The organism is Gemmatimonadaceae bacterium (assembly GCA_019752115.1).
Taxonomy (GTDB): Bacteria; Gemmatimonadota; Gemmatimonadetes; order Gemmatimonadales; family Gemmatimonadaceae; genus Gemmatimonas.
The window spans coordinates 46662-73197 of the sequence record JAIEMN010000043.1; the positions used below are offsets into that span (position 1 = coordinate 46662).

At 67.0% G+C, this 26536-nt stretch carries 25 protein-coding genes; 7 read left to right on the forward strand and 18 right to left on the reverse strand.

The annotated features are described in order from the left end of the window. Window positions 1-197: 197 nt before the first annotated feature. From K2R93_17725 to K2R93_17735, 3 genes are all read left to right on the forward strand, one after another. Window positions 198-1832 (forward strand): S8 family peptidase, encoded by a 1635-nt coding sequence (locus tag K2R93_17725; protein MBY0491683.1) that lies wholly within the window; start codon window positions 198-200, stop codon window positions 1830-1832. Window positions 1833-1969: 137 nt separating this feature from the next. Continuing rightward, a complete protein-coding gene (locus K2R93_17730; protein MBY0491684.1) occupies window positions 1970-2398 on the forward strand; it encodes an SET domain-containing protein-lysine N-methyltransferase in 429 nt (142 codons plus the stop codon). 78 nt (window positions 2399-2476) lie between these two features. Continuing rightward, the gene (locus tag K2R93_17735; protein MBY0491685.1) at window positions 2477-3088 is read left to right on the forward strand and encodes a photosynthetic reaction center cytochrome c subunit; all 612 of its coding nucleotides are present in this window, start codon (window positions 2477-2479) and stop codon (window positions 3086-3088) included. Between the two features lie 82 nt (window positions 3089-3170). Here the strand turns inward: K2R93_17735 and K2R93_17740 are convergent, their stop codons facing one another. The 5 genes from K2R93_17740 to K2R93_17760 are packed head-to-tail and all read right to left on the reverse strand — an operon-like array spanning window position 3171 to window position 6839. Beyond that, window positions 3171-3713, reverse strand: a complete 543-nt coding sequence (locus K2R93_17740) for a GNAT family N-acetyltransferase (GenBank protein ID MBY0491686.1) — start codon at window positions 3711-3713, stop codon at window positions 3171-3173. Then, window positions 3703-4737, reverse strand: a complete 1035-nt coding sequence (locus K2R93_17745) for a sulfite oxidase (GenBank protein MBY0491687.1) — start codon at window positions 4735-4737, stop codon at window positions 3703-3705. Before K2R93_17745 ends, K2R93_17740 begins: the two co-directional genes overlap by 11 nt. Window positions 4738-4739: 2 nt before the next feature. Further along, window positions 4740-5945, reverse strand: coding sequence for a patatin-like phospholipase family protein (locus K2R93_17750; GenBank protein ID MBY0491688.1), 1206 nt, complete (start codon window positions 5943-5945; stop codon window positions 4740-4742). After that, a complete protein-coding gene (locus K2R93_17755) occupies window positions 5942-6295 on the reverse strand; it encodes a TfoX/Sxy family protein (GenBank protein MBY0491689.1) in 354 nt (117 codons plus the stop codon). The genes K2R93_17750 and K2R93_17755 overlap by 4 nt, the downstream gene beginning before the upstream one ends. A 4-nt stretch (window positions 6296-6299) precedes the next feature. Further along, entirely contained in the window at window positions 6300-6839 is a 540-nt protein-coding gene (locus K2R93_17760) for a YaeQ family protein (GenBank protein ID MBY0491690.1), read from the reverse strand. Window positions 6840-6925: 86 nt separating this feature from the next. Between K2R93_17760 and K2R93_17765 the strand changes: the two genes are divergently transcribed. Further along, window positions 6926-7183, forward strand: coding sequence for a GlsB/YeaQ/YmgE family stress response membrane protein (locus K2R93_17765; GenBank protein ID MBY0491691.1), 258 nt, complete (start codon window positions 6926-6928; stop codon window positions 7181-7183). A gap of 150 nt (window positions 7184-7333) precedes the next feature. Here the strand turns inward: K2R93_17765 and K2R93_17770 are convergent, their stop codons facing one another. The 4 genes from K2R93_17770 to K2R93_17785 form a co-directional block, all read right to left on the reverse strand. Beyond that, entirely contained in the window at window positions 7334-8260 is a 927-nt protein-coding gene (locus K2R93_17770; protein MBY0491692.1) for a branched-chain amino acid transaminase, read from the reverse strand. Between the two features lie 35 nt (window positions 8261-8295). After that, window positions 8296-9084, reverse strand: coding sequence for an SDR family oxidoreductase (locus K2R93_17775; protein MBY0491693.1), 789 nt, complete (start codon window positions 9082-9084; stop codon window positions 8296-8298). A 7-nt stretch (window positions 9085-9091) separates the two neighbouring features. Next, window positions 9092-9493, reverse strand: a complete 402-nt coding sequence (locus K2R93_17780; protein ID MBY0491694.1) for a cupin domain-containing protein — start codon at window positions 9491-9493, stop codon at window positions 9092-9094. A gap of 258 nt (window positions 9494-9751) precedes the next feature. Continuing rightward, window positions 9752-10390 carry an NAD(P)H-binding protein gene (locus tag K2R93_17785; GenBank protein MBY0491695.1) on the reverse strand — a complete coding sequence of 213 codons (639 nt, stop codon included), beginning with the start codon at window positions 10388-10390 and terminating at the stop codon, window positions 9752-9754. Between the two features lie 84 nt (window positions 10391-10474). Here K2R93_17785 and K2R93_17790 point away from each other — a divergent pair, with 84 nt between their 5' ends. After that, window positions 10475-12157, forward strand: coding sequence for a formate--tetrahydrofolate ligase (locus K2R93_17790; protein MBY0491696.1), 1683 nt, complete (start codon window positions 10475-10477; stop codon window positions 12155-12157). A 9-nt stretch (window positions 12158-12166) separates the two neighbouring features. Here the strand turns inward: K2R93_17790 and K2R93_17795 are convergent, their stop codons facing one another. From K2R93_17795 to K2R93_17820, 6 genes are all read right to left on the reverse strand, one after another. After that, a complete protein-coding gene (locus K2R93_17795; protein MBY0491697.1) occupies window positions 12167-12577 on the reverse strand; it encodes a hemin receptor in 411 nt (136 codons plus the stop codon). Then, complete coding sequence (locus K2R93_17800; GenBank protein MBY0491698.1) at window positions 12567-13190, reverse strand: YigZ family protein; 624 nt, start codon at window positions 13188-13190, stop codon at window positions 12567-12569. Before K2R93_17800 ends, K2R93_17795 begins: the two co-directional genes overlap by 11 nt. 9 nt (window positions 13191-13199) lie before the next feature. Next, window positions 13200-14678, reverse strand: a complete 1479-nt coding sequence (locus K2R93_17805) for a DEAD/DEAH box helicase (protein ID MBY0491699.1) — start codon at window positions 14676-14678, stop codon at window positions 13200-13202. 18 nt (window positions 14679-14696) lie between these two features. Further along, entirely contained in the window at window positions 14697-16505 is a 1809-nt protein-coding gene (locus tag K2R93_17810) for an ABC transporter ATP-binding protein/permease (GenBank protein MBY0491700.1), read from the reverse strand. A gap of 183 nt (window positions 16506-16688) precedes the next feature. Continuing rightward, window positions 16689-17660 carry an aldo/keto reductase gene (locus tag K2R93_17815; GenBank protein MBY0491701.1) on the reverse strand — a complete coding sequence of 324 codons (972 nt, stop codon included), beginning with the start codon at window positions 17658-17660 and terminating at the stop codon, window positions 16689-16691. 127 nt (window positions 17661-17787) lie between these two features. After that, window positions 17788-19905: an MCP four helix bundle domain-containing protein gene (locus K2R93_17820; protein MBY0491702.1), complete on the reverse strand. Its 2118-nt coding sequence runs from the start codon at window positions 19903-19905 to the stop codon at window positions 17788-17790. A 247-nt stretch (window positions 19906-20152) separates the two neighbouring features. Here K2R93_17820 and K2R93_17825 point away from each other — a divergent pair, with 247 nt between their 5' ends. Beyond that, window positions 20153-21121: an acyl-ACP desaturase gene (locus tag K2R93_17825; GenBank protein ID MBY0491703.1), complete on the forward strand. Its 969-nt coding sequence runs from the start codon at window positions 20153-20155 to the stop codon at window positions 21119-21121. A gap of 127 nt (window positions 21122-21248) precedes the next feature. On the opposite strand, the gene ppc is transcribed toward K2R93_17825, so the two are convergent. Beyond that, entirely contained in the window at window positions 21249-24050 is a 2802-nt protein-coding gene (ppc, locus tag K2R93_17830) for a phosphoenolpyruvate carboxylase (protein MBY0491704.1), read from the reverse strand. A gap of 139 nt (window positions 24051-24189) precedes the next feature. Then, window positions 24190-25338 carry a glycerophosphodiester phosphodiesterase gene (locus tag K2R93_17835; GenBank protein ID MBY0491705.1) on the reverse strand — a complete coding sequence of 383 codons (1149 nt, stop codon included), beginning with the start codon at window positions 25336-25338 and terminating at the stop codon, window positions 24190-24192. Between K2R93_17835 and K2R93_17840 the strand changes: the two genes are divergently transcribed. Continuing rightward, window positions 25301-25984, forward strand: a complete 684-nt coding sequence (locus K2R93_17840; protein ID MBY0491706.1) for an ankyrin repeat domain-containing protein — start codon at window positions 25301-25303, stop codon at window positions 25982-25984. The two genes, K2R93_17835 and K2R93_17840, sit on opposite strands and share 38 nt — an antisense overlap. 99 nt (window positions 25985-26083) lie before the next feature. Here the strand turns inward: K2R93_17840 and K2R93_17845 are convergent, their stop codons facing one another. Beyond that, entirely contained in the window at window positions 26084-26338 is a 255-nt protein-coding gene (locus K2R93_17845) for a hypothetical protein (protein MBY0491707.1), read from the reverse strand. Between the last annotated feature and the right edge of the window lie 198 nt (window positions 26339-26536).

Here is a 26536-nt window from a genome sequence, read left to right on the forward strand (position 1 = left end):
ACACGGGCAACCCGGGGTCCTCAAGTTCCGCCGACGGCGGCCGATACCCCATAGCGCACCCTTCGTTGTCCGAAAAGAGCACCCCGCCGGTGACGGCGGTCCGCAGAGCCAGCCAACTCACGGGGTCGTGAGTCCGGGCGGTCGCCGAAGCACGAAGTCATTACCGAAGGCCATTCCGGCATTCGGGAGTTCGCTGCATGGATCGGACGACATTCCTCCGACGCTGGAGCGCTGTCGTGAAGCCGTACCACTCATTCATTGCCATTCTCGGCCTGGCGACCCTCGCCGCCTGTGCCGATGTCCCGACGCAATCACCCGCGGTCCCCGTCGCGCCAACACCGACGGCCTATCTGGTCCTGCTGCGCGACACCCTGACGAGCGCCTCGACCGTTACCGCACAGGTCCTCGCTGACGCGCAGAGCAGTGCCGATATCGGAGCCCCGGGCTCGAGCGCCGCCCGGGTCATCGTCACAGAAGACGACGCGGAAGTCCTGTCGTCACTGCACGGGGCCGTGGTCACTGTCACCGCCGATCAGGCGGCGCGCTTGCGCGCCAATCCCAACGTGGAAGCCATCGAGCCGATCCGGCCCATCACAACGTTTGGCGCCAGCCTCATGGCCACGCGGTCCTGGGGGCTCGACCGCACCAACCAGGCGTCGCTGCCGCTCGATGGACAGACCACGCGCTTTGGCGGCGATGGGAAAGGCGTCCGCGTGGCCATCTTCGACACCGGCATCCGCTGGTCGCACGTCGACCTCGTGGGGCGTGTGGCCGGGGGCTACGATGCCTTCACCAATACCAGCAAAACCAGTGGCGACGGCAACGGCCACGGCACGTTCGTGGCGTCGATCGCCGCCGGCACCAGCTACGGGCTGGCGCCCTCGGCGACGCTGCTCGATGTGCGCGTGATGAACGCGGCTGGCTCCGGCAGTTCACTCGAGCTGGCGCGCGGCGTGGATTGGGTGATCGCCGAAAAGAAGCGGGTCGCCGGGCCGATGGTGGCCAACATGAGCCTCGGCTTCAACGGCGGCAGCACGGTGATCGACGCGCTGGTCGACCGCCTGCGCGCCGCGGGCATCGTGGTGGTGGTCGCCGCCGGCAATGATGGCGGCGATGCCTGTGCGGTGTCGCCGGCGCGGGCACCGGGTGCCCTTACCGTTGGCGCGACGGCGAACGGCTCGGTGGACTCGCGCCCGTATTACTCGAACGGCGGCGCGTGTGTGGATCTCAGTGCGCCAGGCGATCAGATCATTGGTGCCGGGATGTCGGGTGACGCCGCGCTGGTGATGGGCTCCGGGACCTCGATGGCCTCACCCTTTGTGGCGGGTGCCGCCGCCGTGTATCTCGGCGTGAATGCCGGCGCGACGCCCGATGCCGTGGCCAGCTGGCTGCTCGCCGAGAGCACGTCGGGCAAGATCAGCGGCCTGCTCCCCAACACGGCCAACCGGTTGCTGACGCTGCAGCGACTGCCGGGCGTGAGCGCGCCGACGCCCGCGCCGACACCAACGCCGACCCCGACACCAACGCCGACCCCGACACCAACCCCCACGCCGACACCGACACAGACACCAGCCGCCAGCTTCACGCTGACCACGTCGTGTGTGAATCGCGTCTGCACGATCGACGCGTCGGTGCCGACCGGTGTGTCCGCCGCGAATGCCGCGAGTGTGCTTTACACGTGGACGTTCACCGGGCTCGGCACGAGTGCGGGCACCAATCTCCGTCGGATGGTCATCACCTTCGGCGGACCAGGGACGCTCCCGGTGTCGGTGACGGCACGGCTCGGGACAACTTCGTATGGAACGGCCACGACGACGCTGACCGTGAAGTAGCGCATCGGCCGGCTGACGGTGACGTGCCACGTCGCCGTCAGCCAGTCGCCGCGGTCGCCTTCCGAGGTACCCGCCTCCCGCGCTACCCTTCGCAGGTGCCGACCGATCCGCCGACCAGCGCCGACCTCCCGTTCGCCGTGCGCCCCTCGCCCATTCAGGGGATGGGCGCCTTTGCCACGCGTCCCATCGCCGCGGGGACGCGCATCATCGAGTATGCCGGCGAGCGGCTGACCCCCGCGGAGGCGGATGCGCGGTATCCGGACGTGCCGGGCGAGCGCTATCACACGTTCCTCTTCGCCATCGACGATGACGTCGTGGTGGACGCGTCGGTGAACGGCAACGAGGCGCGCTTTCTGAACCACTCGTGCGCGCCCAACTGCGACGTGGTGGTGGACGAGAAGCGCCTCTGGATCGAGGCCATTCACGACATCGAGGTCGGGGAAGAGCTCGTTTACGACTACGCGTTCATTCTCCCCGAACGGCACACACCGGCGGCCAAGAAGCGCTATCCGTGCCACTGTGGCGCCATCACCTGCCGTGGCACCATGCTCGCCCGCAAGCGCTAGCGCTGGCCACCCCACACTCCGGGCCCCTCGCGCATATACTAGGAACGTCCCCCTCGAGTCCCTACGCGGAGATCCCCCATGCGGGTTTGGAGCACCATCGCAGTCATCACCGCCGGCGTCGCCATCGCCTGCGCCCCCAAGACGGAACCGACCCCCGTCGCCACCCCCGTCGCGCAGGCGCCCGGTCGTGCCGGTGGCCCGCCGCAGGGTGGTGCGCAGCCAGATGGTCAGCCCGGCGCCCCGCGCCCGCGCCGCGAGCCCCCGAGCCCGCTCCGCCTCGATACGCTCCGCAAGGCGGAAGTCGCCAAAGTCCTCGAGTCGATCAAGGGCCGCGAAAACGAACCGGCCGGCAAGGTCTTCCAGAACGTCCAGCTGTTCAAGGACATGCCCGCGAAGGAGTTCCTCACCACGGTCATGGATGAGCAGTACGGCCGCGGACTGAGCCTGCTCTGCACCGGCTGCCACACCGACGACCGCAAGTGGGAGAGCGACGCCCGCAAGGACAAGATCATCGCGCGCCAGATGGAGAAGATGCAGCGCGATATCGACAGCCGATGGATCGCCAAGAACAAGGAAATCGACAAGCCGGCGCCCAAGGTCACCTGCGTGATGTGCCACCGCGGCACCGGGCACATGCCGAATACGATGGATGTGCCGACGGCGCCGGTACCGCAGCGGCGACGGGGCTGAGACACCCACGACCCACAACCAAAAACCCGGAACACAGAACTGATCAGTTCTGCGTTCCGGGTTTTTGGTTATGGGTCGTGGGTTACAGCGGCCGCGCCATTATCACATCCCGCTGCGCATCGGTCCCCACCATGAACACATGCGCGCCACAGGGCACAAAGCCCTGCTTCTCGTAAAAGCGGATCGCGCGCGGGTTCTCTTCCCAGACGCCGAGCCAGAGGACGTCACCGCCCAGGGCGCGCGCCTGGTCAACTGCATGCGCCATGAGGGTCGCCGCGAGTCCGCGACCGTGCCAGGCACGATCTACATAAAAGCGCTGCAGCTCCACGGGGTGTTGGGCTACCACGCCCGCTTCATCGGCGCGGTCATTGAGCAGCACGTAGCCGGCCAGCCCCCCGTCGATCTCCAGGAGCCAGTACTGCCGCGCCGCATCCTCGAGCTCCGCCCGCTGCAACGCCGGCGTGAACGTCGTGTCGAGAAAGAGGGCGAGATCGTCGGGGGTATTCTGCGCGGCGAACGTCTCCACAAACTGGCGGCGCGCGAACGCCGACAGCACCTCGGCGTCGCGCACCTGCGCACGACGCAGCACCGGCGCGATGGCGGCCGCGCCGCCCTCAGCCGACATGGACCGTGATGGTGCGAATCGCGTTGTTGCCGTAGCCCAGCGCATTCCACACGATCTGCTCGGGCTGCACCGCACCGCTGGCATCGGTCGCCCGCGAGCGCAGCGCCACCGCGCCGGGCGGTAGCACGACCGGGCACGAGAACGGTGTCCACGCCCAGCGCGACATCGGCGCACCCAGCTCGGCCTGCTGCCACGCGCCGCCATTCACCTGCACCTCCACCTGCGTGATCGGCGCGGCCCCACTCCAGGCCCAGCCGCGCAGCACCACGTCGCGCGCACTCGTGCCCCCATCGGCGGGCGACACGATCATCGACTTCACCAGGGCCTGCGTGACCGGCACCACACCATCGGGCGTGTGATAGACGTAGCGCTTGGACTGGAAATAGCCGGTGAACGGTGTCGTGATCACATCGAGGCGCGCGAGCCACTTCACGCTCGCCATGCCATACCACCCCGGTACGATCAGCCGCACCGGCGCGCCATGGTCCATCGTGAGTGGCACCCCATCCATGTGCGTGGCCACCAGCGTGTCGGGGGCGCGCGCCGCATCGAGTGGGAGTGACCGCTGGAACTGCACCGGCCCCTCAGCGTCATCACGCGGTCCCACATCGGCGCCGGTCGCGAGGACTTCCACCGCACCGGGCTCCACCCCGGCACGCTCCAACAGCAGGCGCAGCGGCACGCCGCTCCAGCGCGTGGTGCTGAGCGCGCCGTACTCCCACGGTTCACCGGTGGGCACCGGCGTCATCCCCAGTCGCCAGTTGCCGGCGCACTCCATCGTGACCAACACCTCGTGCTGCGGGAGCGCGGCGAGCTCGTCGAGCCCGATCGCGAACGGCGCGCGCACCGCGCCACCGACCGACAGTCGATGTGACGCATCCAGCACCGGATTGTCGAAGTTGCTCCGCACATACACGCTCTCGCGCGGCGTAACGGGCTCGGCGAGCACCGGCATGGGCGTCTCCGCACACAGCGGATGCGGACGCACAACGACCAGCGGCGCGGCCGATGCAGTCTCGGACATACTCATTCACGCTCCGGGCGGATGTAGGCACTCGGCGCCACATCCCAGGGGGAAGCCGATCGGGCTTTCGCGAAGCCCACCGAATCAAGATGCGCCATGAAGGCGCGATCGAAGAGCGCATCGGCGCCCGGCGCCATGCTGAGCGCGCTCGGCAGTGCCGCCAGCCGCACTTCGAGACGGACACCGCGCACCTCGGCGGTGACCGCGCGCGCCAGATTCGGCAGCGCCTCGAGACTCGCGGCCTGATGCAGATAGAAGAGCAATCCGGTGGAGCGCCCGCTGATGCTCCCGCGATTCGACGCCGGAATGACGCGCGGCGCCGCATGCGACCAGTTGTTCATGACCACCCACAGGCGCACCGTCAGCGGCTGTGCCGCGCTCGCCACGCCGTTGGCCGCCAGCAACTGCGCGAGGCGCACATAGTCCTCGTACGCGAGCACGGGCGCGAGATTCTCGGTCACCCCCCCGTCGGCATGCAGATGGCCGTCGACCATGACCGGTGGAAAGATCCCCGGAATGGCGGTCGCGGCCCGCAAGAGCGTGCGTGCGCGCGCGAGGCCGTCCGCCGCGCTCGGCCCACGCGCCAGTTCATCACCGAGCGACCAGAGCCGACCGATCCCGAGGTCAAAGTCCGTCGTCACGAACAGCAACTGCCGATCTTCGGCGAAGGCCCGGTCGAGCTGCGCGTGAAAATCCCCGTTGATCGTCTGCTCGAGCGTTCGATTGTAGCGCCCGGTAGTGACCAGCCCGCCGGTGCGCCGGAAGAGCACGAGCCAATCGATCCGCGGCGCGATCGTGGTGGCCGCACGCGCATAGAGCGCACTGATCGTATCGAGCGCCGCTGGTGTACCGAGCAGCGCATAGGGGGCCTGCAGGGCCCCGGTGCTCACACCGCTCACGAGATCGAAGCGCGGCATGGGCGCATCGGCCCGCGAGGCCCAGCCACGCAGAAAGCCCGTGCCGAACGCGCCGTTCTGCCCACCGCCGGAGAGCACGAGGACATCGAGGGTCTGATCGCCGCGCGCCTTGGCGCGTCGCGCGAGGCGCAGGAGCACCGAATCGCGCAGCGTGCGATCGGCCGCGGTAGCGCTGGTGCGACTGGCGAAGATCGCCTCGGGCGTGGTGGCCGGGCGCCGGTTCGCCGCACACGCGGCCAGCAGGGCGCTGATCGCGATCCCCACGGCGCGACCGCCCCAGGCGCGCCTCACGTGGCCTTCTTGGCCTTGCGTGCCTTGGCCCGACGCGCCACCACCAGCGCCTTGTCGGCCCACGCGCGCAGCGCATCGAGATCTTCGATCACATCGGCCGGCACTTCGTAGTATTGCATGGCCTCGCCCCCTTCCCCGAACGGGCGGAAGGGCGGCATGCGCAACTTCTCGAAGTCGGGGCGATTGCTGTCATCGACCTTGAAGTACAGCACGTCGTTGTCCATCAGCGCAAAGAACGTCGTGGCGCTGTAGACGCCCACACCGCCGAACATCCCGCGCCCGCGCACCTCCGGGATGACGCGCGCCAGCTGTTCCAGAATGAACGCGCGATAGTTCGCACTCACCGCCATGGCGCTATCCCAGCGTGAGCCGTTCGAGGGAGCCCGTCAGCGTCTCCCCGCCGATGTTCACGTAGATCGTGCCATCGGTGACGCTGAGCTCGCAACGCATGCGACGATCGAGCCGCTCCACCATCGCCTCCACCAGATCGCGATCGAGCGCGTACAGCTCGAGCGTCTCGGCCTTGTGAATCTTGGCGTCGGCCAGCTGGCTCAACCACACGCGCGGCTCCTTGTGGTTGAACACGACCACCCGCGGTGCCGCCTTGCGGGCCTTGTGCAGCCGGGCCGCGTCGGGCGCGCCGATCTCGATCCAGGTCGTGATCGTGCCGGTCAAATCGCGGATGCTGACGGTGGGGTCGTCGGGGTCCGAGACGCCCTTGGAGAACGCGATGCCCTCGGCGTACTCGAGACAGTACGCGAGCCAGCGCGTCACGAAGTACTCGGCGCTCTCCGACGGGTGCATCGCCATCCGGAAGTCGAGCGTCTCGTACACGCCACGATCGACGTGGGCGAGCTGGACCTCCCACGCGTACATGGTGGAGGTCAGCGCCATGCACCGCTCCCGGCTGCCGCGCGCGTCTGGCGGCGGGTGGCGTGATCCTTGCCCTTCATGATGCCGACCCCAACCGGAGGACGGGCATGGATATCGTGACGTGGCTCATCGTAGGGCTCGTGGCCGGCGTGCTGGCGTCGCTCATCATGGGCGGCGTCGGCCTGGTCGGCGACATCATCTGCGGCATCATCGGCGCCTTCGTGGGCGGGTGGATCTTCCGCCAACTCGGCGTGGGCAGCCCGTTCTCAGGGCTGGCCGGCGTGATTTTCACGGCGTTCATCGGGGCGATCGTGGTGCTGTTCATCCTGCACCTGGTCGCGGGAAGACGGCGGACGGTGGTGTGAGATGTGGAGTCTGCAGTTTTGAGTAACCCCTGAGAGCTCAGGGGGCAGACCTCAGGGGGAAGCGTTCAGGACAGCCGCAGTCCTGAGCTCCTCCCCCTGACGTTCTTCCCCCTGAGCTCTGAGGGGTTGCTATCCGCCAGCGCCGATCTTTCAGCGGCAGTGCGTCAGCCACCCATGCCGATCCTCAATCGTCCCCTTCGCGATGCCGAGGTACTCGGTCTGCATCTGCTTGGTGATGGGACCCACGCGGCCGGCGCCGATCGTGATCTTGTCGATGCTGCGCACCGGCGTGAGCTCGGCGGCCGTACCGGTGAAGAACACTTCGTCGGCCATGTAGAGCATCTCGCGCGGGATGTGCATCTCCTTCACCGGGATCCCGGCGTCGGCGGCGAGCTGCATGATCGTGTTGCGCGTGATGCCGCCCAGAATGCTGCCATCGAGCGGGGTCGTGATGATCGTCCCCTTCGAGACGCAGAACACGTTCTGGCCGGAGCCTTCGCTCACCACGCCGCTCGGTGAGAGCGCGATGCCTTCGGCGTAGCCGTTGGCGAGCGCTTCCATCTTGATGAGCTGGCCGCTCAGATAATTGCCGGCAATCTTGGCCATCGCCGGAATCGTGTTCGGCTGCACCCGGTGCCAGCTGGCGATGCAGGCGTCCACACCAGCGTCGAGCGCTTCGTCACCCAGGTAGGCGCCCCAGGGCCAGCAGGGGAGATACGTCTCGATCGGCGCACCGATCGGCACCATGCCGGCCGTGCCGTAGCCGCGCACGACCATGGGGCGGATGTAGCAGGCATCGAGACCGTTGCGCACCACGAGCTCGCGCGTGGCCTCGACCAGCTGATCCATCGTGTACGGGATCTCCATCCGGTAGATCTTGCACGAGTGGTAGAGCCGCTCGAGATGCTCACGCAGGCGGAAGACCGCCGGCCCCTTGGGGGTGCTGTAGGCGCGGATCCCTTCAAAGGCGGAGGATCCGAACTGAACGGAGTGCGCGAGCACGTGGATGGTCGCGTCGGCCCACGGGATGAACTGGCCATCGCGCCAGATCCACTGCGTCTCGGAAATGCGGCTCATGTGCGTCTATCGGAAAAGGGTCCGCGGCTCGTCGATCAGAGCAGCGTTTTCATCGCGCCGCCGTCCACCAGGACGGCTTGGCCGGTCACGAATCCGGCGCGCGCCGAACAGAGGAAAGCTATCACGGCCGCGAGCTCATCGGGGCGTCCGAGGCGGTTCACGGCCGCTTCGGCGGCCCAACCGGCAAAGATCGCGTCGCGGCTGGCCCCGCTGCGTGACGCGTTCGCCGTCGCGAGGCCGTCGAGCCGCTCGGTGGCGGTAAAGCCCGGCAGGACGGTGTTCACGGTGACCCCGTCCTTACCGACCTCATCGGCCAGCGTGCGCAGATAGCCCGTCACCGCCGCGCGCAGACTGTTGCTGAGAATGAGGTTGCCCTGCGGCTTGCGCACAGCGATGGACGTGATGGCCACGACGCGCCCCCACCCGCGCTCGCGCATGCCGGGGACGAACGCGCGCGTCAGCTCCACAACGCTCCGCAGCAGCAGCTCACTCGCGGCGGTCCAGTCCTCCCAGCTCTGGGTCATCGGCGGACCCGGTGGCGGGCCACCTGTGTTGCACACGAGGATGTCGGCGCGGCCGTACTCCTCCATCGTGCGCGCCACGAGCACCTCGATCCCGGCCTGCGTCGCGAGGTCGGCCGCCACGGCCGTCACGCGCGCCCCCAGCGCCTCGAGCTTCACGCGCGCCGCCTCGATCGAGGCGGCGTCACGCGAACAGATCACGAGCTCGCACCCTTCCTTCGCAAACTCTTCGGCGGTGGCGTAGGCAATGCCTTTGCTCGCGCCGCACACCACCGCCACTTTGCCCTGCAGTCCGAGATCCATGGTGGCCTCAGCGGCTCCCGGTCATCGGAATCCCGGTGCGCAGATACGCATCGGTCTTCTCGATCCAGTCCTGGCGCGGCGGATTGAAGATGTCGACATCCAGCGTGTCCTCGAGCGCTTCGGCGCGATGCCGCACGCTGCTCGGAATCACCAGCACTTCGCCCGCGCGCACATCCACGTAGGTGTCACCCGGATTGTCGGCGTGCTCCCCGATCCAGAAGCGCAGCGCACCGCTGATGATGTAGGTGAGCTGCTCGTTGATGTGATCATGCGCGGGCACGATCGCGCCCTGCTTCAGATACACATGGGCGAGCATCTGCTTCTCGGTGTAGATGAGGCGACGGCCGATGAGCGGCGTCATCTCTTCGATCTCGAGATCTTCCCAGGCGATCTTGCGGACGTCGGACATGAGTGGGGGTGGTGAGGGGGGAGTGAAAGACGGCGCAGCGGGGACAGTCGTGACGGCGACCGGCGGTGGGAGCATGGACGCGCGCGCGGCGGCCTGCGCGGCCTTCGCCGCGGCCGCTTTGGCGTTCTCTTTCTTGAGCTCCCACAGCTGCCAGAGGCAGAACAGCATCCCCGCGCCGAAGGGCAGCAGGGCATCGAACAGAAACATCGGGTGGAGAAACTTCTCCATCGCGAATCGCGCGCCGTGACGGTGGTGCGCTCAGGCCTCGGCCACGTACACGGCCTGCTGCGCAAACTGCGGCGTCATCGCTTCGGCGAGCAGCGCCTTCGCGAGCGTCGGGCGCGAGATCTTGCTCCCCACGCCGATGGTCTGCGCCGGCCCGATCTTGAGCGCGCCACTGCCGGCGCCGTCCATGAACTTGGGCGGCTTCACCAGCGTCCACCCGTCGAGCTTGGAGGTGCGCACCACCCGCTCCTGCTCCTCGCGGTCCTCGAGCATGCCGTCGTGGGCCGAGCGCTTGGTGAACATGTTCATCAGCTTGGCCCCCATCCCCACATTGCCGGGGAGCTCACCGGTCATCGCATCCGTCACCACGATGAGGCGCTGCTGCCCCAGCGCGCGCATGGCCGCCACGATGACCTTCGTGGCCGCGGCGCAATACGGGACCCGCGCGTCCGCTTTGTGTCCGAACAGCACCAGTGCCACGTCGGTGCCGCGCAGGACTTCGCGCACCGCCGCCGGGTCGGACAAGGACCCCACGACCACCGTGGCCGAGGCGGGCACCTTTTCGGACGGCTTGGCGCGGTAATGGAGACGCATGGTCAGCCCCGCGGCATCGGCCTGTTCGATGAGGACGTGGCCAAGCCGCGAGGATGCACCAAAAACGGAAACGATCATCTGGTGGGGTGGACGACAGGAGGGTTGGACGTCACGATACAGGACGCCATTCCCCAAAATTGCACCCCCTCCCCACCCGACGCCATGACGACCGCCCCCCTCCGGGTCCCGAGCGACATCGAGATCGCCCAGCAGGCCACGATGCGCCCCATCACCGCCGTGGCGGCCGACCTCGGACTGGGACCGGACGACATCGACCAGTACGGGCGGTACAAAGCCAAGCTCCCGTTGTCCCTCGCCGCGGCGCCCGCCAAGGGGCGCCTGGTGCTGGTCACGGCGATCAACCCCACGCCGGCCGGCGAGGGCAAGAGCACCGTGAGCGTCGGGCTGTCGCAGGCGCTCCGGCGGTTGGGCAAGAACGCCATCCTGTGCATGCGCGAGCCAAGTCTCGGTCCGGTCTTTGGCGTCAAGGGCGGCGCGGCGGGCGGTGGCTACTCGCAGGTGCTGCCGATGGATGACATCAACCTGCACTTCACCGGCGACTTCCACGCCATCTCGAGCGCCCACAGCCTGCTGTCGGCCATGCTCGACAACCAGTTCTACCATGGCAACGCCCTTGGCCTGAACCCCAAGGCCATCGCCTGGCCGCGCACGATCGACATGAACGACCGCGCGCTGCGCACCGCCATCATTGGCGTCGGCGCCGGCAACGGCACCATGCGTGAAGAGCGCTGGGTCATCATTCCGGCCTCGGAAGTGATGGCCATTCTGGCGCTCGCCACCGGGCCGGAGGATCTCGAACAGCGCCTCGGCAACATCATCGTGGGCACCACCAGCGGCACCAAGCAGCCGGTGCGCGCGCGCGAACTGGGCGCGACCGGCGCCATGACGCTGCTCCTCAAGGACGCGCTGCGCCCCAATCTCGTGCAGACGCTCGAAGGCGGCCCCGCCATTCTGCACTGCGGTCCCTTCGGCAACATCGCCCACGGCTGTAACTCGCTCATCGCCACGCGCGCCGGTCTCGCGCTCGGTGACATCGTGGTCACCGAAGCCGGCTTCGGCAGCGACCTGGGCGCCGAGAAGTTCTTCGACATCAAGTGCCGCTTTGGCGGGCTCAATCCCGAAGCCGCCGTGCTCGTGGCGACCGTACGCTCACTCAAGATGCAGGGCGGCGTCCCGAAGAACGCGCTCGACACCGAGAATCTGACGGCGCTCGAGAAGGGGCTGCCGCATCTCGCCCATCACGTCAACAACGTGCGGCAGTTCGGCGTGCCGGTCGTGGTGGCGATCAACCGTCGTCTCACCGACACCGAGGCGGAAGTGCAGATGGTGCACGACTACGCCGCCAAGCTGGGTGTCGCGGTGTCGATGTGCAACGTGTGGGCCGAGGGCGGTGCCGGTGGCGAGCATCTCGCGCGCGAAGTGCTGCAGCTGCTCGACGGCAAGGCGGCCCACTTTGCGCCGCTCTACGACACGCAGCAGCCGATTCGCGCGAAGGTCGCCACGATCGCCGCAAAAGTTTACGGTGCCGACGGCGTGGATTTCAGCCCGAGCGCCGAGAAGAGTATCGACTGGCTCGAGAGCATCGGTATGCACGACACGCCGGTGTGCATGGCCAAGACGCAGTACTCGCTCACCGACGATGCCACGCGCCTCGGCACGCCGAAGGGATTCCGCATTACCGTGAACGAAGTCTACGGCAGCGCCGGCGCCGGCTTCGTGGTCGCCAAGTGCGGCGACATCATGACGATGCCCGGATTGTCGAAGAAGCCGGCGGCCGAGGGCATGCGCCTCCGGGCCGACGGCACCATCGAGGGATTGAGCTGAGCCGTCGCCTCAGGTGGCGGCAGCGCGCTTCATCACACCACCGATGAAGCTGTACAGCTCCGTCCACGCCCGCTTCACCTCGGGCGTCCAATCGTTGCCCAGCCCCTGCTCGAGCGCCCAGAGCAGGGCGGCGCCCACCGTCTCGTACTGCGGCAACGTCACGCCATAGTCCACGTGGCGGCGCGACAGCTCCTGCAGGTCCTCGATGATCTGCGGCGGATAGTCGAGCATCTGCACGAGCGTATCGACGGTCTGCAGAAACTTCTCGTACTGCACATGCATCGGCTTGTCGTCGAACAGCGCCTTCGCCGAGGGATCGATGGCGAACAGCCGATCGTAAAACAGCTCGGCGGCCTTGAGGCGAATCGGCACGAGGCTCATCCAGGTATGCCGGATGAGGCGTTCGGCTTCAGGATTCATCGCGGAGTTCTTCGAGGTGGGTCGCGCCACGCGTGAGATCCTGAACCACGGATCTCAGATGCGGGATTTGTTCACGTGGGACGCGCACGGTAAAAGATGCGCTCGCTTCGAACGTTTGCGCGAGTATCTCCGCCGGGACGGTTGGTAACGCCTGGAGCACGGCCCCCACCTGGGCGTAGCTAACCTCGAAGGTCACGTCCGCCGTCTCCACCCGTTCCACGGTCTGGAGCGTGGAGAGTGCCTCCTGCACCGCGCCACCGTACGCCTTCACCAGACCGCCCGTGCCGAGCTTGATGCCACCGTACCAGCGTGTCACGACGGCGGCAATCTCGCCGATCCCGCTGTGCGCGAGGACCGTGAGCATCGGGCGCCCCGCGGTCCCATGCGGCTCGCCGTCGTCGCTCATGCCGATCCGGTCCGTACTTCCGGGCGCACCGACCACGTAGGCCCAGCAATTGTGGGTCGCCTCGGGGTACGTGGCCTGCATCGCCTTCACGAAGGCCTGCGCCTCCTCGGTGGTGCGCACCCGCTCGATCGTGCACCGGAAACGGCTGCGGTCGATGACCTGCTCGACCTCATGCCGGCCGGCGGGGACCGGATAGCGGGTGCTCACGACCCGACGTTACGACTTGTACGGGCTGTCGGAGCGGGGGCCACTCGGGCGACTGCTCGGGCGACCGCCCGCGCGGCCACCGCCGGCCCCACCACCACCGCCGCCACCGCCACCACCACCACCGCCCGGACCGCGACGACGGCGATTCTTGTTGGCGCCCGACGGGGCGCCGCTACTGGGCGCACTGCCGCCGCTCCGGGGACCGGCCTCCTTCTTGGCGCGACGCGACGCCTCGGCGTCCTGCGCCGCCGCCCGACGCGCCGCCTTCTCCGCGGCGCGCGCGCGATCTTCGGCCTTCTTCTTGCGAATCTCGGCGATGCGCTCGGCGAGCGGCACCTCAAGTTTGGCCTGCGGCTTGGCGGTGTAGTCGAAGTCGGGCACCGTCACGCGCGGTAAGGTCTTCTTGATCGCGCGTTCGATGAGCTTGAGCTCGCCCTCTTCATCCGGGCTCACGAACGTGAACGCCTCACCGGTCGCTTCGGCGCGCGCCGTTCGTCCGACCCGGTGGATGTAGTCTTCGGCGGCGACGGGCACGTCGAAATTCACCACGTGGCCGAGCGCTTCGACATCGATGCCGCGGGCGGCGATGTCGGTAGCGACGAGCACCTGATACGTCCCGTCCTTGAAGCCCGCGAGCGCCTGCGTGCGCTGGCTCTGCGAGCGGTTGCCATGAATGCGCTCGGCCTTGATGCCGGCGGTCACGAGCTGGCTCGCCAACCGGTTCGCGCGATGCTTCGTGCGCGTGAAGACGAGCGCCTGCGGCATGTCACCGCGCTTGAGCAGCGCCACGAGCAGCGCGCTCTTGAGATCGGCCGCCACCGGATACACCGCCTGCGTGATGCCCTTGGCCGGCGCCGCCTGACGCTGGAGGTTGAGCGTCACCGGCTTCTGCAGCATCTCCTGCGCGAGCGACGCGATCGGCGCCGGCATGGTCGCGCTGAAGAAGAGCGTCTGCCGCTTCTTGGTCGGCAGATGCCGCAGCACCTTCTTGATGTCCGGCAGGAAGCCCATGTCGAGCATCCGGTCGGCCTCGTCGAGGACGAGATACTCGAGCGCATCGAGCTTGCCGTACGGCGCCCGGAAGTGATCGAGCAGCCGCCCGGGCGTGGCGATCATCACATCGACGCCGGTGCGGAAGGCGTGCTCCTGCGGCCCCATGCCCACACCGCCGAACACCGCGGCACCGGTCAGCGGCGTGTGCACGACCACGTCATTGAAGCTTTCGAGAATCTGCGCCGCGAGTTCGCGCGTGGGCGTCAGCACCAGCACCCGCGTCTTGCCGCGCGGCTTCTCCATGATCTGGTGCAGAATCGGCAGGAGGAACGCATACGTCTTGCCGCTGCCGGTCATGGCGCAGGCGAGAACGTCCTTGCCTTCGAGGGCCGGCGGAATCGCCTCCGCCTGAATCGGCGTGGGACGGGCAAAGCCCAGATCCTTGAGGCCGCGCAGGAGGCTCGGGTGCAGATTGAGACTGCTGAAATTGGTCATCCCGGAACCTAACGACCCTTACCCCGTCGCGGCGATCTCCTCACCGGGATTGATGAACTGGTCCTGTTCGAGCTGATACTGCCGGTTGTACAGGTCCCGGTACCGGCCACCGAGCGCCAGCAGCTGCTGATGCGTGCCGCGCTCCACGATCTCGCCCTTCTCGAGCACCAGGATTTGATTGCTGCTCGTGATCGTCGAGAGGCGATGCGCAATCACGAAGGTGGTGCGCCCCGCACGCAGACGGCGCAGCCCTTCCTGGATAAGGTGCTCGCTCTCGGAGTCGAGACTCGACGTCGCCTCATCGAGAATGAGCACCCGCGGATCGGCCAGAATGGCGCGCGCAATAGCCACACGCTGCCGTTGCCCACCGGAGAGCTTGACCCCGCGTTCGCCCACGATGGTGTCGTAGCCCTGCGGGAACTGCGAGATGAATTCGTGGGCGTTGGCGATCTTCGCGACCTGGATGATCTCGTCGTCGGTCGCGCCGGGCTTGGTAAAGGCGATGTTCTCCTTCACCGTGCCGTCAAAGAGGAAGTTGTCCTGCATGACCACGCCCAGATGGCGGCGATAGTCGCGCAGCTTGAGGTCGCTCACCGACTTGCCGTCCACGGTGATGTGGCCCTGCTGCGGCTGGGCGAACGCCATGATGAGGGAAATGAGCGTGCTCTTGCCGCTCCCACTCGAGCCAACCAGCGCGGTCGTCGTCCCGGCCGGGGCATCGAAGGTGATGTGCTTGAGGACCGGCACATCCTTCTCGTATTCGAAGCTCACATTCTGAAACGCCACGTGCCCCACGACCTGCGGGACATCCTGCTTGCTGGCGTCTTCCTGATCTTCGGTGGCCATGTCGCGCAGCTCGCGGATACGGTCCAGCCCCGCGAACGCTTCGGTGATCTGCGTGCCGATGCTGGCCACCTGCACCAGCGGCGCCGTCACCATGGCAATGAAGAAGACGAACGTGAGCAGGGACCCCAGCGTCATGTGACCGGCGATCACGTCGCCACCACCGACGTACATCGCGATCACGCCAATCACGCCCACCACGGCAAACCCCAGCGTGCCGGTGAGCGATGTCCCGGTAATGGTCTTGGCGATGTTCTCGAAGAGCCGCTGCACGCCCTTGCCGAACACCTGCTTCTCACGCTCTTCCGCCGTGTAGACCTTGATGAGGCGAATGCCGCCGAGTGTTTCGGTCAGGCGACCCGTGACTTCGGCCTGAATGATGCTCCGCTCGCGGAAGATCGGACGCAGCCGCTTGAAGGCAATGCTCATCCCCACCGCGAAGAGGAGCAGGAACACCACCGTGGCCAGCGTGAGGCGCCAGTTCAGGTAGATGAGCACGCCGAGCGCCGCCGTCGCGCTCAGAATACCGCCCGTGAGCTGAATGAGCCCGGTGCCGATGAGATTGCGAATCCCTTCGGGGTCATTCATCACGCGATTCACCAACACGCCGCTCTTGGTGCTGTCGAAGTAGCGCACCGGCAGGCGAATCAGATGCCCCTGCACTTCCTCACGCAGCTTCGCGATGGCCTGCTGCGCGGCGACACTCACCACCTGCGACAGCGCATAGCCGGTAATGGACTGCACGATCGTGGCCGCCAGACCCGCCAGCGCAATCAGCCCCAGGAGATGCACGTCCTTGTTCGGCAGCACCTCATCGAGCACCCGCTTCGTGCTATAGGGGAGCACAAACCCCGACGCGCGGCTGATCAGCATCAGGATGAGACCAATCCCGACGGACCGGCGGTGCTCCCACATGAGGGCGCGCGCTTCACCCCAGGCGCGCTTGCTGTCGTACTTGGGCTTGGCCTTGGCTGGCGGATTCATGCGTCCCAATCTAGGGCGTCGCCTGCGGCTCCGCGACAACGCACGAGGTGGGGGACAACGCACGAGGATCGATGAGGACGACCCCACACACCGATCCTCGTCAGTTGTCCCCGTCCTCGTCAGTTGTCCCCGTCCTCGTCAGTTGTCCCCGTCCTCGTCAGTTGTCGCGCCCAACGGGCGCCCCTACATAGCCCGCCCCACAAGCGCCTCGATCTGCTTGAGGTGCTCCACCGTCGGCAGCGCCCCCCGCATCGCCTGCGTGTTGTCCTGCACGTACTTCACCTGTGCCGTCCCGGGGATCACACACGTCACGGCGGGGTTGGCCAGGATGTACTTGAGGAACACCTGCGCCCACGTGGTGGCCTCGAACTCCTTGGCGAAATCCGGCACCGGCGTGTTGAGGACGTTCTGAAAAACGCGGGTGCGACCGAACGGCAGATTCACCAGCACGCCAATCCCCTTGTCCTTGGCGAGCGGCAGGATGCGTTCGGCCGCATTGCGATTGTCGGCGGCGTAGTCGATCTGAATGAAGTCCAGCTTCTCGCTGTGCATCAGCTGCTCGAGCGCGGCGTACTGCTGGTCGCTGCTCGTCGTCACGCCGACGTAGCGGATCTTCTTGGCCCGCTGCATCTCGCGCAGGACCGGCAGCAGGGTGGCCGTGCCGCCGAGGTTCCACACCTGCATGAGATCGATGCGATCGGTCTTGAGCTTCGTGAAGCTCTCCTGCATCTGCGCGATGCCAGCCGCCGCATCAGTCCCGCGCACGCTCACCTTCGTCGCCAGGAACAGCTTGTCGCGGATCCCCAGCTCACTGACGAGCTCGCCGGTGACCGCCTCGGCCGCTCCGTAGCTCGGCGCCGTGTCGATCAGCTTGCCCCCCAGCGTGGGAAAGAGCCGGAGCGTGTCACGAATGGGCGCCTTCTCGTCGGCCGTCGTGACATCGAAGCGGCGCGCGGTGCCGATCCCAATCGCCGGGAGCACTTCGCCCGACGACGGAATGACCCGGGTGATCAGCTTGCCTTGCCGAGACGCATCGGCTGCGGTGGCCGGTGCCAGCGCCGAGGCCAGACGGGGCGCGAGCAGGGCGCCGAGCCCGAGGCCGAGCCCCGTGCGCAGGGCCTCACGACGAGAGAGATCTGAGCGGAAGTCGGTCATGGAAACGGTCAGGTGCGGGAGATGTGATGAACCTGCCACCACACCGCCCGCACCCACAACCCACCGCGTCCGGTCGGCGGGTTGTGCTCCCTTGCGGGATCCCGCCTGTCCGTGACCTACTGAACCATCAGAAGTGCAGCAGCGCGCTGTCGTCTTCCGCGGGCTCGTCGAACGGGATGATCTCCGCCGCCGAAACGCGGCTCGGCTTGGCCGACTTCACCGGCGCTTTGGGCGCCGCAGCCACGCGCTTCACGGCCTTGGAACTGGCCGCGAACGTCGGCGTGTGCACCGCCGCCGACGATTTCTTGGTGACACCGATCTCGAACTGCCCGAGCATCGCCTGCATATGCGCCGCCTGGCTCGCGAGCTCCTCGGCCGCCGACGCCGACTCTTCCGAGTTCGCCGCCACCTGCTGCGTTACGAGGTTCATCTGCTCGATCGCCGTGTTGACCTGCGTCACACCCGTCTGCTGCTGCTCGCTGGCCGCCGAGATCTCGCCCATGACGGCCGACACCTGCTCCGACCGCTTCGCGATGTCATCGAGCGCCTGCACGACTTCACCCGTGTAGGACACGCCGTCCTGCGCGTGTTTGCCCGACTCTTCGATGAGCTCGGCGGTCTGCTTGGAAGCATCGGCCGCCCGCATCGCCAGCGACCGCACTTCTTCCGCGACCACCGCAAAGCCCTTGCCCGCGTCGCCGGCGCGCGCCGCTTCCACGGCCGCGTTCAGCGCGAGGAGATTTGTCTGGAACGCGATCTCGTCGATCGTCTTGACGATCTTGGCCGTGCGCTCCGACGAATCGCGGATGCGATCCACCGCCGACGACAGCTGCTGCATCGACTTCACCCCGCGCTGCGTGGCCGTCCGCGCTTCTTCGGCCATGCGCCGGGCATCCTTCGCGTTACTGGCCGACTGCTGCGCCATCGACGTCATTTCGTGCAGGCTCGACGACACCTCTTCGATCGTGCTCGCCTCCTCCGACGACGCCTGGGCCAACCCTTGCGACCCATTGGAGATCTGGCCGGCCGCCGACGCCACCTGCTCCGACGCCAACGCCACATCAGCCAGCGCCTCGGAGAGATCCGCCACGGCCTTGTTGAGCGCATCCTTGATGCGGGCATGGTCGCCCTTGTACTGGCCCGTGACGCGCACGGTGAGATCGCGCGCCGCGACCTTCTCCAGCACCTGCGCCGCTTCGTTCACCGGCAGGATGACCGCGTCGAGCGTGTCATTGAAGCCCTGCACCAGCTCCTTATAGGAGCCCTGGAACCCATCGGCCCGCCCGCGCGTGGACAGCTTGCCGTCGCGTCCCGCTTCGGCGAGCGTGAGCGTCTCGGTAACCAGCCCGCCGATGACTTCGCGCACCTTGGTATAGGACGCGATAGACGCCTGCGCCTTGCTGATCATTTCGTCGACGGTGCGCGCCACATCACCCACTTCGTCCTTCCGCGTGTAGGCCAGCGGCTTGGTCTGCGGAATCACGTCGACTGTGACATCGCCACGACCCAGCGCATCGAGCCCCTTCTCCAACGCGGTGATGCACACCGATTGCAGCTGCTGCGCACGCGCCGCCACTTCGGCAATCGGCGTGGTCAGCGACTTCGTGAGCAGAATGCCCAACGAGAACGCGAGGACGAGCGCAAAGACAATGGCAATGATGATCGCGTACTTCCCGCGATCGAACATGGCCTGAATTTCCTCGGAGCGGGTACCAGCGGTCGCTTCAACCCGATTACTCAACGAGTCGAACGTCTGCAGCAACGCGTTGTACGCTTCCCGCGACTCCTTGAGGGAGAAGTCAGTGGCATCATCGACCTTCCCGGCATTCACCAGCGCGACCACACGATTGTAGTCGGTGAGATAGGCGGCCTCGCGTTCCTTGAGCCGCTGGAACAGGGAGTCGGCCTTGGGGCTGCGCGGCACCTTGTCGAACGCCGCTTTGGGTTTCTCAACCTGCTCGACCAATGCCTTCGCGGCATCAGCCTGATAGTTCTTGACGAGGTCAGTCTTGTTCGCGTGCGCGGCCACGACCATACCCATCTCGAAGCGGCGGACCGAGCCAAGGCCCACGGAGTAGCTGGCCACTTCGACCAGCTGGGGGACGGTCCGGCCGGTCACTTCATCAGACCGGTCCTTGATCGAAGACATCGCGACGAGCCCCACGATGCCGAGGGCCATCCCGAGGATGGCCACGGAAGCGAAGCCACCAATGAGCTTCGGTCCGATTTTGACGTTCACCAGCATGACAACCTTCCTCAGCGGTCTGGGCGGACAGGCCCAGCGTGCCGCACATGGCTCCGGCTCGACCCTCGTCATCGGGGGCACGGACACGACCACGGCGCAGAGCCAACCCGCCGGTGCGAGTGACTCCTGACGGCGATTATCGACCGCGGCCACGCCGCCTTTAGTCAGGATTTCCCTGTCAAGCCCGCCTGACGAGCGCCCGCTCGGGCGATAACTTCCCTCGGCTGGTCCCTCCAATCTCCGGAAGATGCTCGTCCCAGACAACGAAACGCTCGCCAAGGTCGAAGTCCTCGCCGACCTGGAATCAGATGTACACGAGCTCATGGAAAGCCATGAGTCGAAGCGTATTCTCTGGTTTCCGTCCGAATTGCTGGCCGCCCCGCCGGAAACGGACCCGGATGCGCACGTGAAGGGGCTCCGCGAGCGCTCGCGCGGCATCTCGATGCCCGCCCGGGTTGCGATCTGCCTCAACACGCTCACCGAGGAAGGGCTGCCGCACTTCCATCGCCTCCTCGCCACCTATCTGGGCGGCGACACGTTCTGGGCGAAGTGGAACAACCTCTGGACCGCCGAGGAAGACCGGCACGGCCAGGTGCTCCACGACTACACGCGCGACAGTCAGCTGCTCGACAACCCGCTCTTCGAGCGGATGCAGTTCGAGTACCTGAAAGCGGGCTTCGAACCGGCGTGGGACAAGGACCCGTACCGCGTGTTCGTCTACACGTCGCTGCAGGAGCGCGCGACCCAGGTGAGCCATGCCAACACCGGCAAGGTCGCCGCCGAGTACGAGCCGCTGATCGGCGAAGTGCTGGCCAACGTCGCGAAGGAAGAGGCCCGTCACTACGTCTTCTACCGCGAGATCTTCAAGCGCGTCCTCGACCGCGATCCCAATCGCGCCCTCGAAAGCGCCGCGCTGGTCATGCCGAGCATCGACATGCCCGGCGTCAACATGCCGAACTTCCGCGAGATGGCCGATGTGATCCGTCGCGCCGGCATCTACGGCCCGCGCGATTACATCCGCATCGTTGAAGACCTCATCAAGTTCTGGGCGATCGACAAGATCGAAGGGCTCAACGAGGCCGGTCGCAAGGCGCAGGAAAAGATCATGGCCATCACCGCCCGTCTCGAGCGCGTTGCGGACATGATGGAGACGCGCAGCAAGGCGAAGACCTTCCAGTTCGCGGTGGCGTTCAACCGCGAGTTTGCGATGGAGTAAGGGTTCGGTTTCCTCGAGAACCGAGAACCGAGCCGTGAGCCACGAGGGGTGAGCGTTGAGATGGTCTCAATGCTCACCCCTCGTGGCTCACAGCTCGGCTCTCGGTTCTCAAGGGCACCCCCCACCCTTATCCGCTGTTCCGCAGCCCCGCCGCGATCCCGTTGATCGTGATGTGAATCCCTCGGCGCACGAAATCATCGATATCGGCGCCCGCGGCGGCGGCAACGCGATGGCGTGCCAGGAGCGCGATCTGCAGGTGATTGAGCGGGTCCATGTACGGGAAGCGATTGGCCATCGAGCGCGCCAGGAGCGGATTGTCGGCCAGCAGCATCTCCTGACCCGTGATGGTGCGTAGCGCCGCACGCGTCTGCGCCCACTCGGTCTCGATGCGGGCAAACACGTCGGCACGGAGCGCCGCGTCGGTCACCAGCTCGGCGTAGCGCGACGCCACCCGGAGATCGCTCTTGGCGAGCACCATGTCCACGTTCGAGAGCAGGGTGCGGAAGAACGGCCACGAGGCGGCCATCCGCTGGAGTACCGGCAGCGCGTCGGGGGTCTCCGCCAGCACCGCCTGCACGGCGCTGCCGAAGCCGTACCACCCCGGCAGCATGCACCGACACTGCGCCCACGCAAACACCCAGGGAATGGCGCGCAGATCCTCGATCCGCTCGCTTGGCTTCCGACTCGCCGGGCGACTGCCGATGTTGAGCGTCGCGATCTCGGCGAGCGGCGTGCTTTCGCGGAAGTAGCGCGTGAAGCCGGGGGTCTCGTAGACCAGCGCGCGATACGCGCGGAACGCGTGCGCCGAGAGCCGCTCCATGAGCGGATGAAAGGTGGCCGCACGATCGACCTGGTTCTCGTGGTCGGTCAGCGTCGCCTCGAGCGTCGCAGCGACCAGAAGTTCGAGATTGCGACGCCCCACATCCGGCGTGGCGTACTTGGAGGCGATCACCTCGCCCTGCTCCGTGAGACGGATCTGCCCGCGCACCGCCCCCGCCGGTTGGGCGAGAATGGCCTCGTAGCTCGGCCCCCCGCCACGACCAACGCTCCCACCGCGCCCGTGAAAGAAGCGGAGCCGCACACCGGCCTCGCGGAACACCTGCATGAGCGCGAGCTCGGCCTGATAGAGCGCCCAGCCGCTGGTGAGGAAGCCACCGTCCTTGTTGGAGTCGGAGTAGCCGAGCATGACCTCCTGCCGGTCGCCGCGACTGCGCACCAGTGCGCGATAGGCCGGCAGCGCGAACGCCTCGCGCATCGTGTCACCGGCGCGGCGGAGATCGGCGATGGTCTCGAACAGGGGAATGATGTCGAGCCCGAGCATCGGCGGCGTACCACCGCTGGCCAGTCCCGCTTCCTTGAGCAGCAGCGCCACTTCGAGCAGATCGCTGACGCCGTCGCACTTGGAGATGATGTAGTGCGGCAGTGCGGCCGCGCCGTACCGCCCCCGCAGCGCCTGCGCGGCAAAGACGATGTCGAGCTCACCCGCCGTCTCCTCGCTGTAGCTCAGATGCGGTGAGTAGAGGGGCCGCGTGCCGGTGACCTCGTGCGCGAGCAGCGCGATCTTGTCGGCTTCGCTGCGCGTCGCATAGTCGGCGCAGACGCCGGCCCGCGCGAGCAGCTCGGCGACCACGCGTTCATGCACATCGGAGTTCTGCCGCATGTCCAGCGACGCGAGATGGAAGCCGAACACCTCTACGGCGGTGCGCAGCCGCGCCAGTCGCCCGCTGGCCAGCACGGCCAGCTGGGTCTCCACGAGTGCATCGTGAATGACGGTGAGATCGGCGCGCAGCGCATCGGCATCGGCATACGGCTCGGCGGCGCCCAGCGCCGCACGCGCCGGCGGCGGCAACTCCAGCGCCTGCATCGTGGCCACCAGCCGCGCGTACACGCCGCTCAGCGCGCGCCGATAGGGCTCGTCCATGCGCTGCACGCTCGTATCGGGCGAGCGCGCGGCCAGCGCTTCCAAGGCTGGCGTGGCCGCGTGCAACATGCGCGAGATCGAAAGCGCCTGGCCAATCGCGTGCACTTCGCTCAGATAGAAGTCGAACGCGGCCGCGCTCTGCAGACGCAGGGTGTCGCGCAGGATCTCCGCGGTGACGAAGGGATTGCCATCGCGATCCCCGCCGATCCAGCTGCCAATGCGCAGAAAGGGCCCGAGCTCCCACGGGGTATCCGGGAACCGGGCACGTAGCAACGCCGCCGTATTCGCATGCAGTCGCGGGACTTCGGTGAAGAACGTGCTCCGGAAGTACCCGATGCCGTTCTTCACCTCGTCGAGCACGCGCAGTCGCTCCGAGCGCACGAGACGCGTATGCCAGAGCGTGAGGACATGCCGGGTGAGCTGCTCGTCGGTATCGGCCTGTTCCTCCGGCGTGAGCTGCTGCCGGTCGCGTCGCTCGAGCAGGTCCGCGATCTGCTGCATCGCGACCTGAGTACTCTGGCGCTGCACTTCCGTCGGATGGGCCGTCAGCACCGGCGAGACGAACGCCTCGGCGAAGAACTCCGTGAGCCGCTCCTGCGCGGCATCATCGCTGCCAATCGCCTGCCGTACCGCATCCAGCGCAAAGGCCAGCGTCCCCTCGCGCGGCGGCGATCCCATCCGCTCATGCGCCCGCCGTCGACGGCCGCGATGCGTGTCCTCGGCGATATTCGCGAGCTGCAGAAAGTACGCAAAGGCACGTACCACACTGAGCATCGTGTCCGGCGGCAGCGCGTCGAGCAGCTCGTGCAGCGCGGCGCGATCCTCCGCCTTCCCCTCCCGTGCAAAGCGGATCGCCGCACGGCGGGTCTGCTCCACCACCTGAAAGACCGCGTCGCCCTCCTGCTCCCGCACCGCGTCGCCCAGCAGACGACCCAGCAGGCGAATATCCTCGCGCAGCGGCTGATCCTTCTCGTCGCGAGTGGGGGCGGGGTCGAGGATGTCGGTCATCCTGCAAGGTTGAGGCGGGGAGAGAACAGCGGAACCCCCGAGAGCTCAGGGGGCAGGTCTCAGGGAGCAGCGCTCAGGACTGCACGCGGTCCTGAATACTGCTCCCTGACGTTCTCCCCCCTGAGCTCTCGGGGGTTACTCACCGCTCACGTCCGCCCTCCGACCTCCGAACCCCCTCCACCACCTGATCCGGGTAATCCCCAAAAATCCCATCCACACCAAGCCGGACCATTTCGCGGATCTCGGCGATCGGATCCCCGCCATAGCGTCGCGCCAGGAACGCGCGCTCGGGGCGCATCGTCCACACGTGGACCAGGAGGCCGGCGGCATGCGCATCGCGCACGAGCGTCGTGGGAACGGCCGCTGAGTCGGCTCCAACAAGCATGCGCTGATTCACACCGATAGCATCGGCGAAGCGCGTGATCTCGCGCAGCTGCGGCGGCGTAAGGGTGGTGTCAGACAGCAGGTAGACGAGCGGCACGCGTGTTTCGCGGCGGAGTGCACGCAGATTGCCGGGCTCGAAGCTTTGGATGAACACCGCCCCGTCGCGGCGATTGCGCCCGTGGGCGGTAAGGGCGCGCAGCAGCGCCGGCTCCAGCGGCAAGCCGATCTGGCGGAAGTACGTCGGATGCTTGGTTTCGGGGTAGACGCCGACCACCCGGCCGCGTGCCCGGCCGAGCGAATCCGCCAGCTGCAGCACCTCGTCGAACGTGGGCACGGCAAACTGCCCATCGTAGGCGTGCGACCGGAACGCCAGCCGCTCCTTTGCGCGCAGCGTGCGCAACTCGGCGAGCGTGAAGTCTTCGGTGAACCACCCGATGATGGTCGCACCATCCACGACCTTGCTCGTCTTCCGGGCGGGAAACTTCTCGGCAACGTCGGTGGTGCCGCCGATCTCATTCTCGTGACGGGCGACGAGCACCCCATCCTTCGTGCTCACCAGATCGGGCTCGATGTAGTCGGCACCCATCTGCACGGCCAGCGTGTAGCCGGCCAGCGTATGCTCGGGCCGGTGTCCGCTCGCCCCGCGGTGCGCAATAACGATCGGCTGCGCCGCCGGCACCGCCGGACGCGTCGGCGCCCGCCCACACGCGCTCACCAGCAGCCCCACCAGCACCCCGACCCGCCAGCGCCGTCCTCCGTGCTCCCCCGTGCTCACCGTGCCTCCGTGCGAGATCTCCCAATCTGTCCCCGCGGCCCCGGCCCTGGCCAAGCATATCGCGTCACGAGCATGTAGAATCTGGGAACGTATGGTCCCCACTGCCCCCGATGCCCTGCTGGCCGCCATCCGGAATCGCGACCAGGTCACGATCGAGCGGATGCTCCGCGACGACCCAACGCTCGCCACCATGCGAGCCACGGGCGGTGAGTCGCTGGTGCTGCACGCCTGCTATGTAGGGGCCGCCGAGCTGGCGCCGATGTTCCTGCGGGGGCGGAGCTACGACGCCAGCGAAGCCGCCGCACTCGGCGAGGTGGAGGCGCTGCGCACGGTCATCGAGAACGACGACGACGCGCGCGTGCGACGCAGCAGCGATGGCTGGACGCCCCTGCATCTCGCCGCGTTCTTCGGGCGGGTCGAGGCCGTCGCGCTGCTGATCGACCTCGGGGCGCCGCTCGACGCGCACAGCACCAACGCCACGCGCAACACGCCGCTCCACGCCGCGCTCGCCGGCGCCACCAACGCGACGATCGTCCGTCGCCTCATTTTTGCCGGCGCCGACATCAACGCGCGCGGCGGGCACCATATCACGCCCCTGCACCTCGCGGCGTCCCGTGGTGACGCCGCCCTCTGCGACCTGCTCATTCACCGCGGCGCAGAGATTCACGCCAAGATGGAAGACGGCACCACGCCGGCCATGCTGGCGACGGCGCGGGGGCATACGGAGTTGGGGGAGAAGTTGGCGGCGATGCCGGAGAATGAGGAGTTCAACTGATCAGTTGTGGGTGTCGGGTTCTAGGTCATGGGTTGTGGGTTGGCGAACCCAGAACCCACGACCAAAAACCCGACACCCACAACTGATCAGTTCAACACATCACCGCCGCACGCCCGGCCCCCGAATCCCCTCATCCCGCTCCTCGTCCTCTCCAAACCCAAACCCGCCGCCGTCACCGCCGCTCACGCGTTCGATGCGCAGGGTCTTGGAGTAGGACTGGCCACCGATGATCACGGTGATCTTGTAGTCGCCGGTGTTCTGCAGCGCGTTGGCACCGCCACCGCCGCCACTGCTGTCTCCTTCTTGTCCTCTTCTTCCGCATCTTCGTACCGGGATGGCCTGTACTTGGGGCACTTAGTGAGAGGATGGTGCCAGTCGCCGCACTTCTCGCATTTGCTGCCACCCCGGCGGCAGTCGTGTGGTTCCCCCTGCGCCCCGAGGCTGACCCGCTTCAGGTCTTCGCCGTGCTGCTCTTCCAAGCAGCTCAGGCACAGCTCCCACCGCATGCACAGTAATTGTCAGAAGTTGGGTGATAGTTGCAGAAACTTAGGG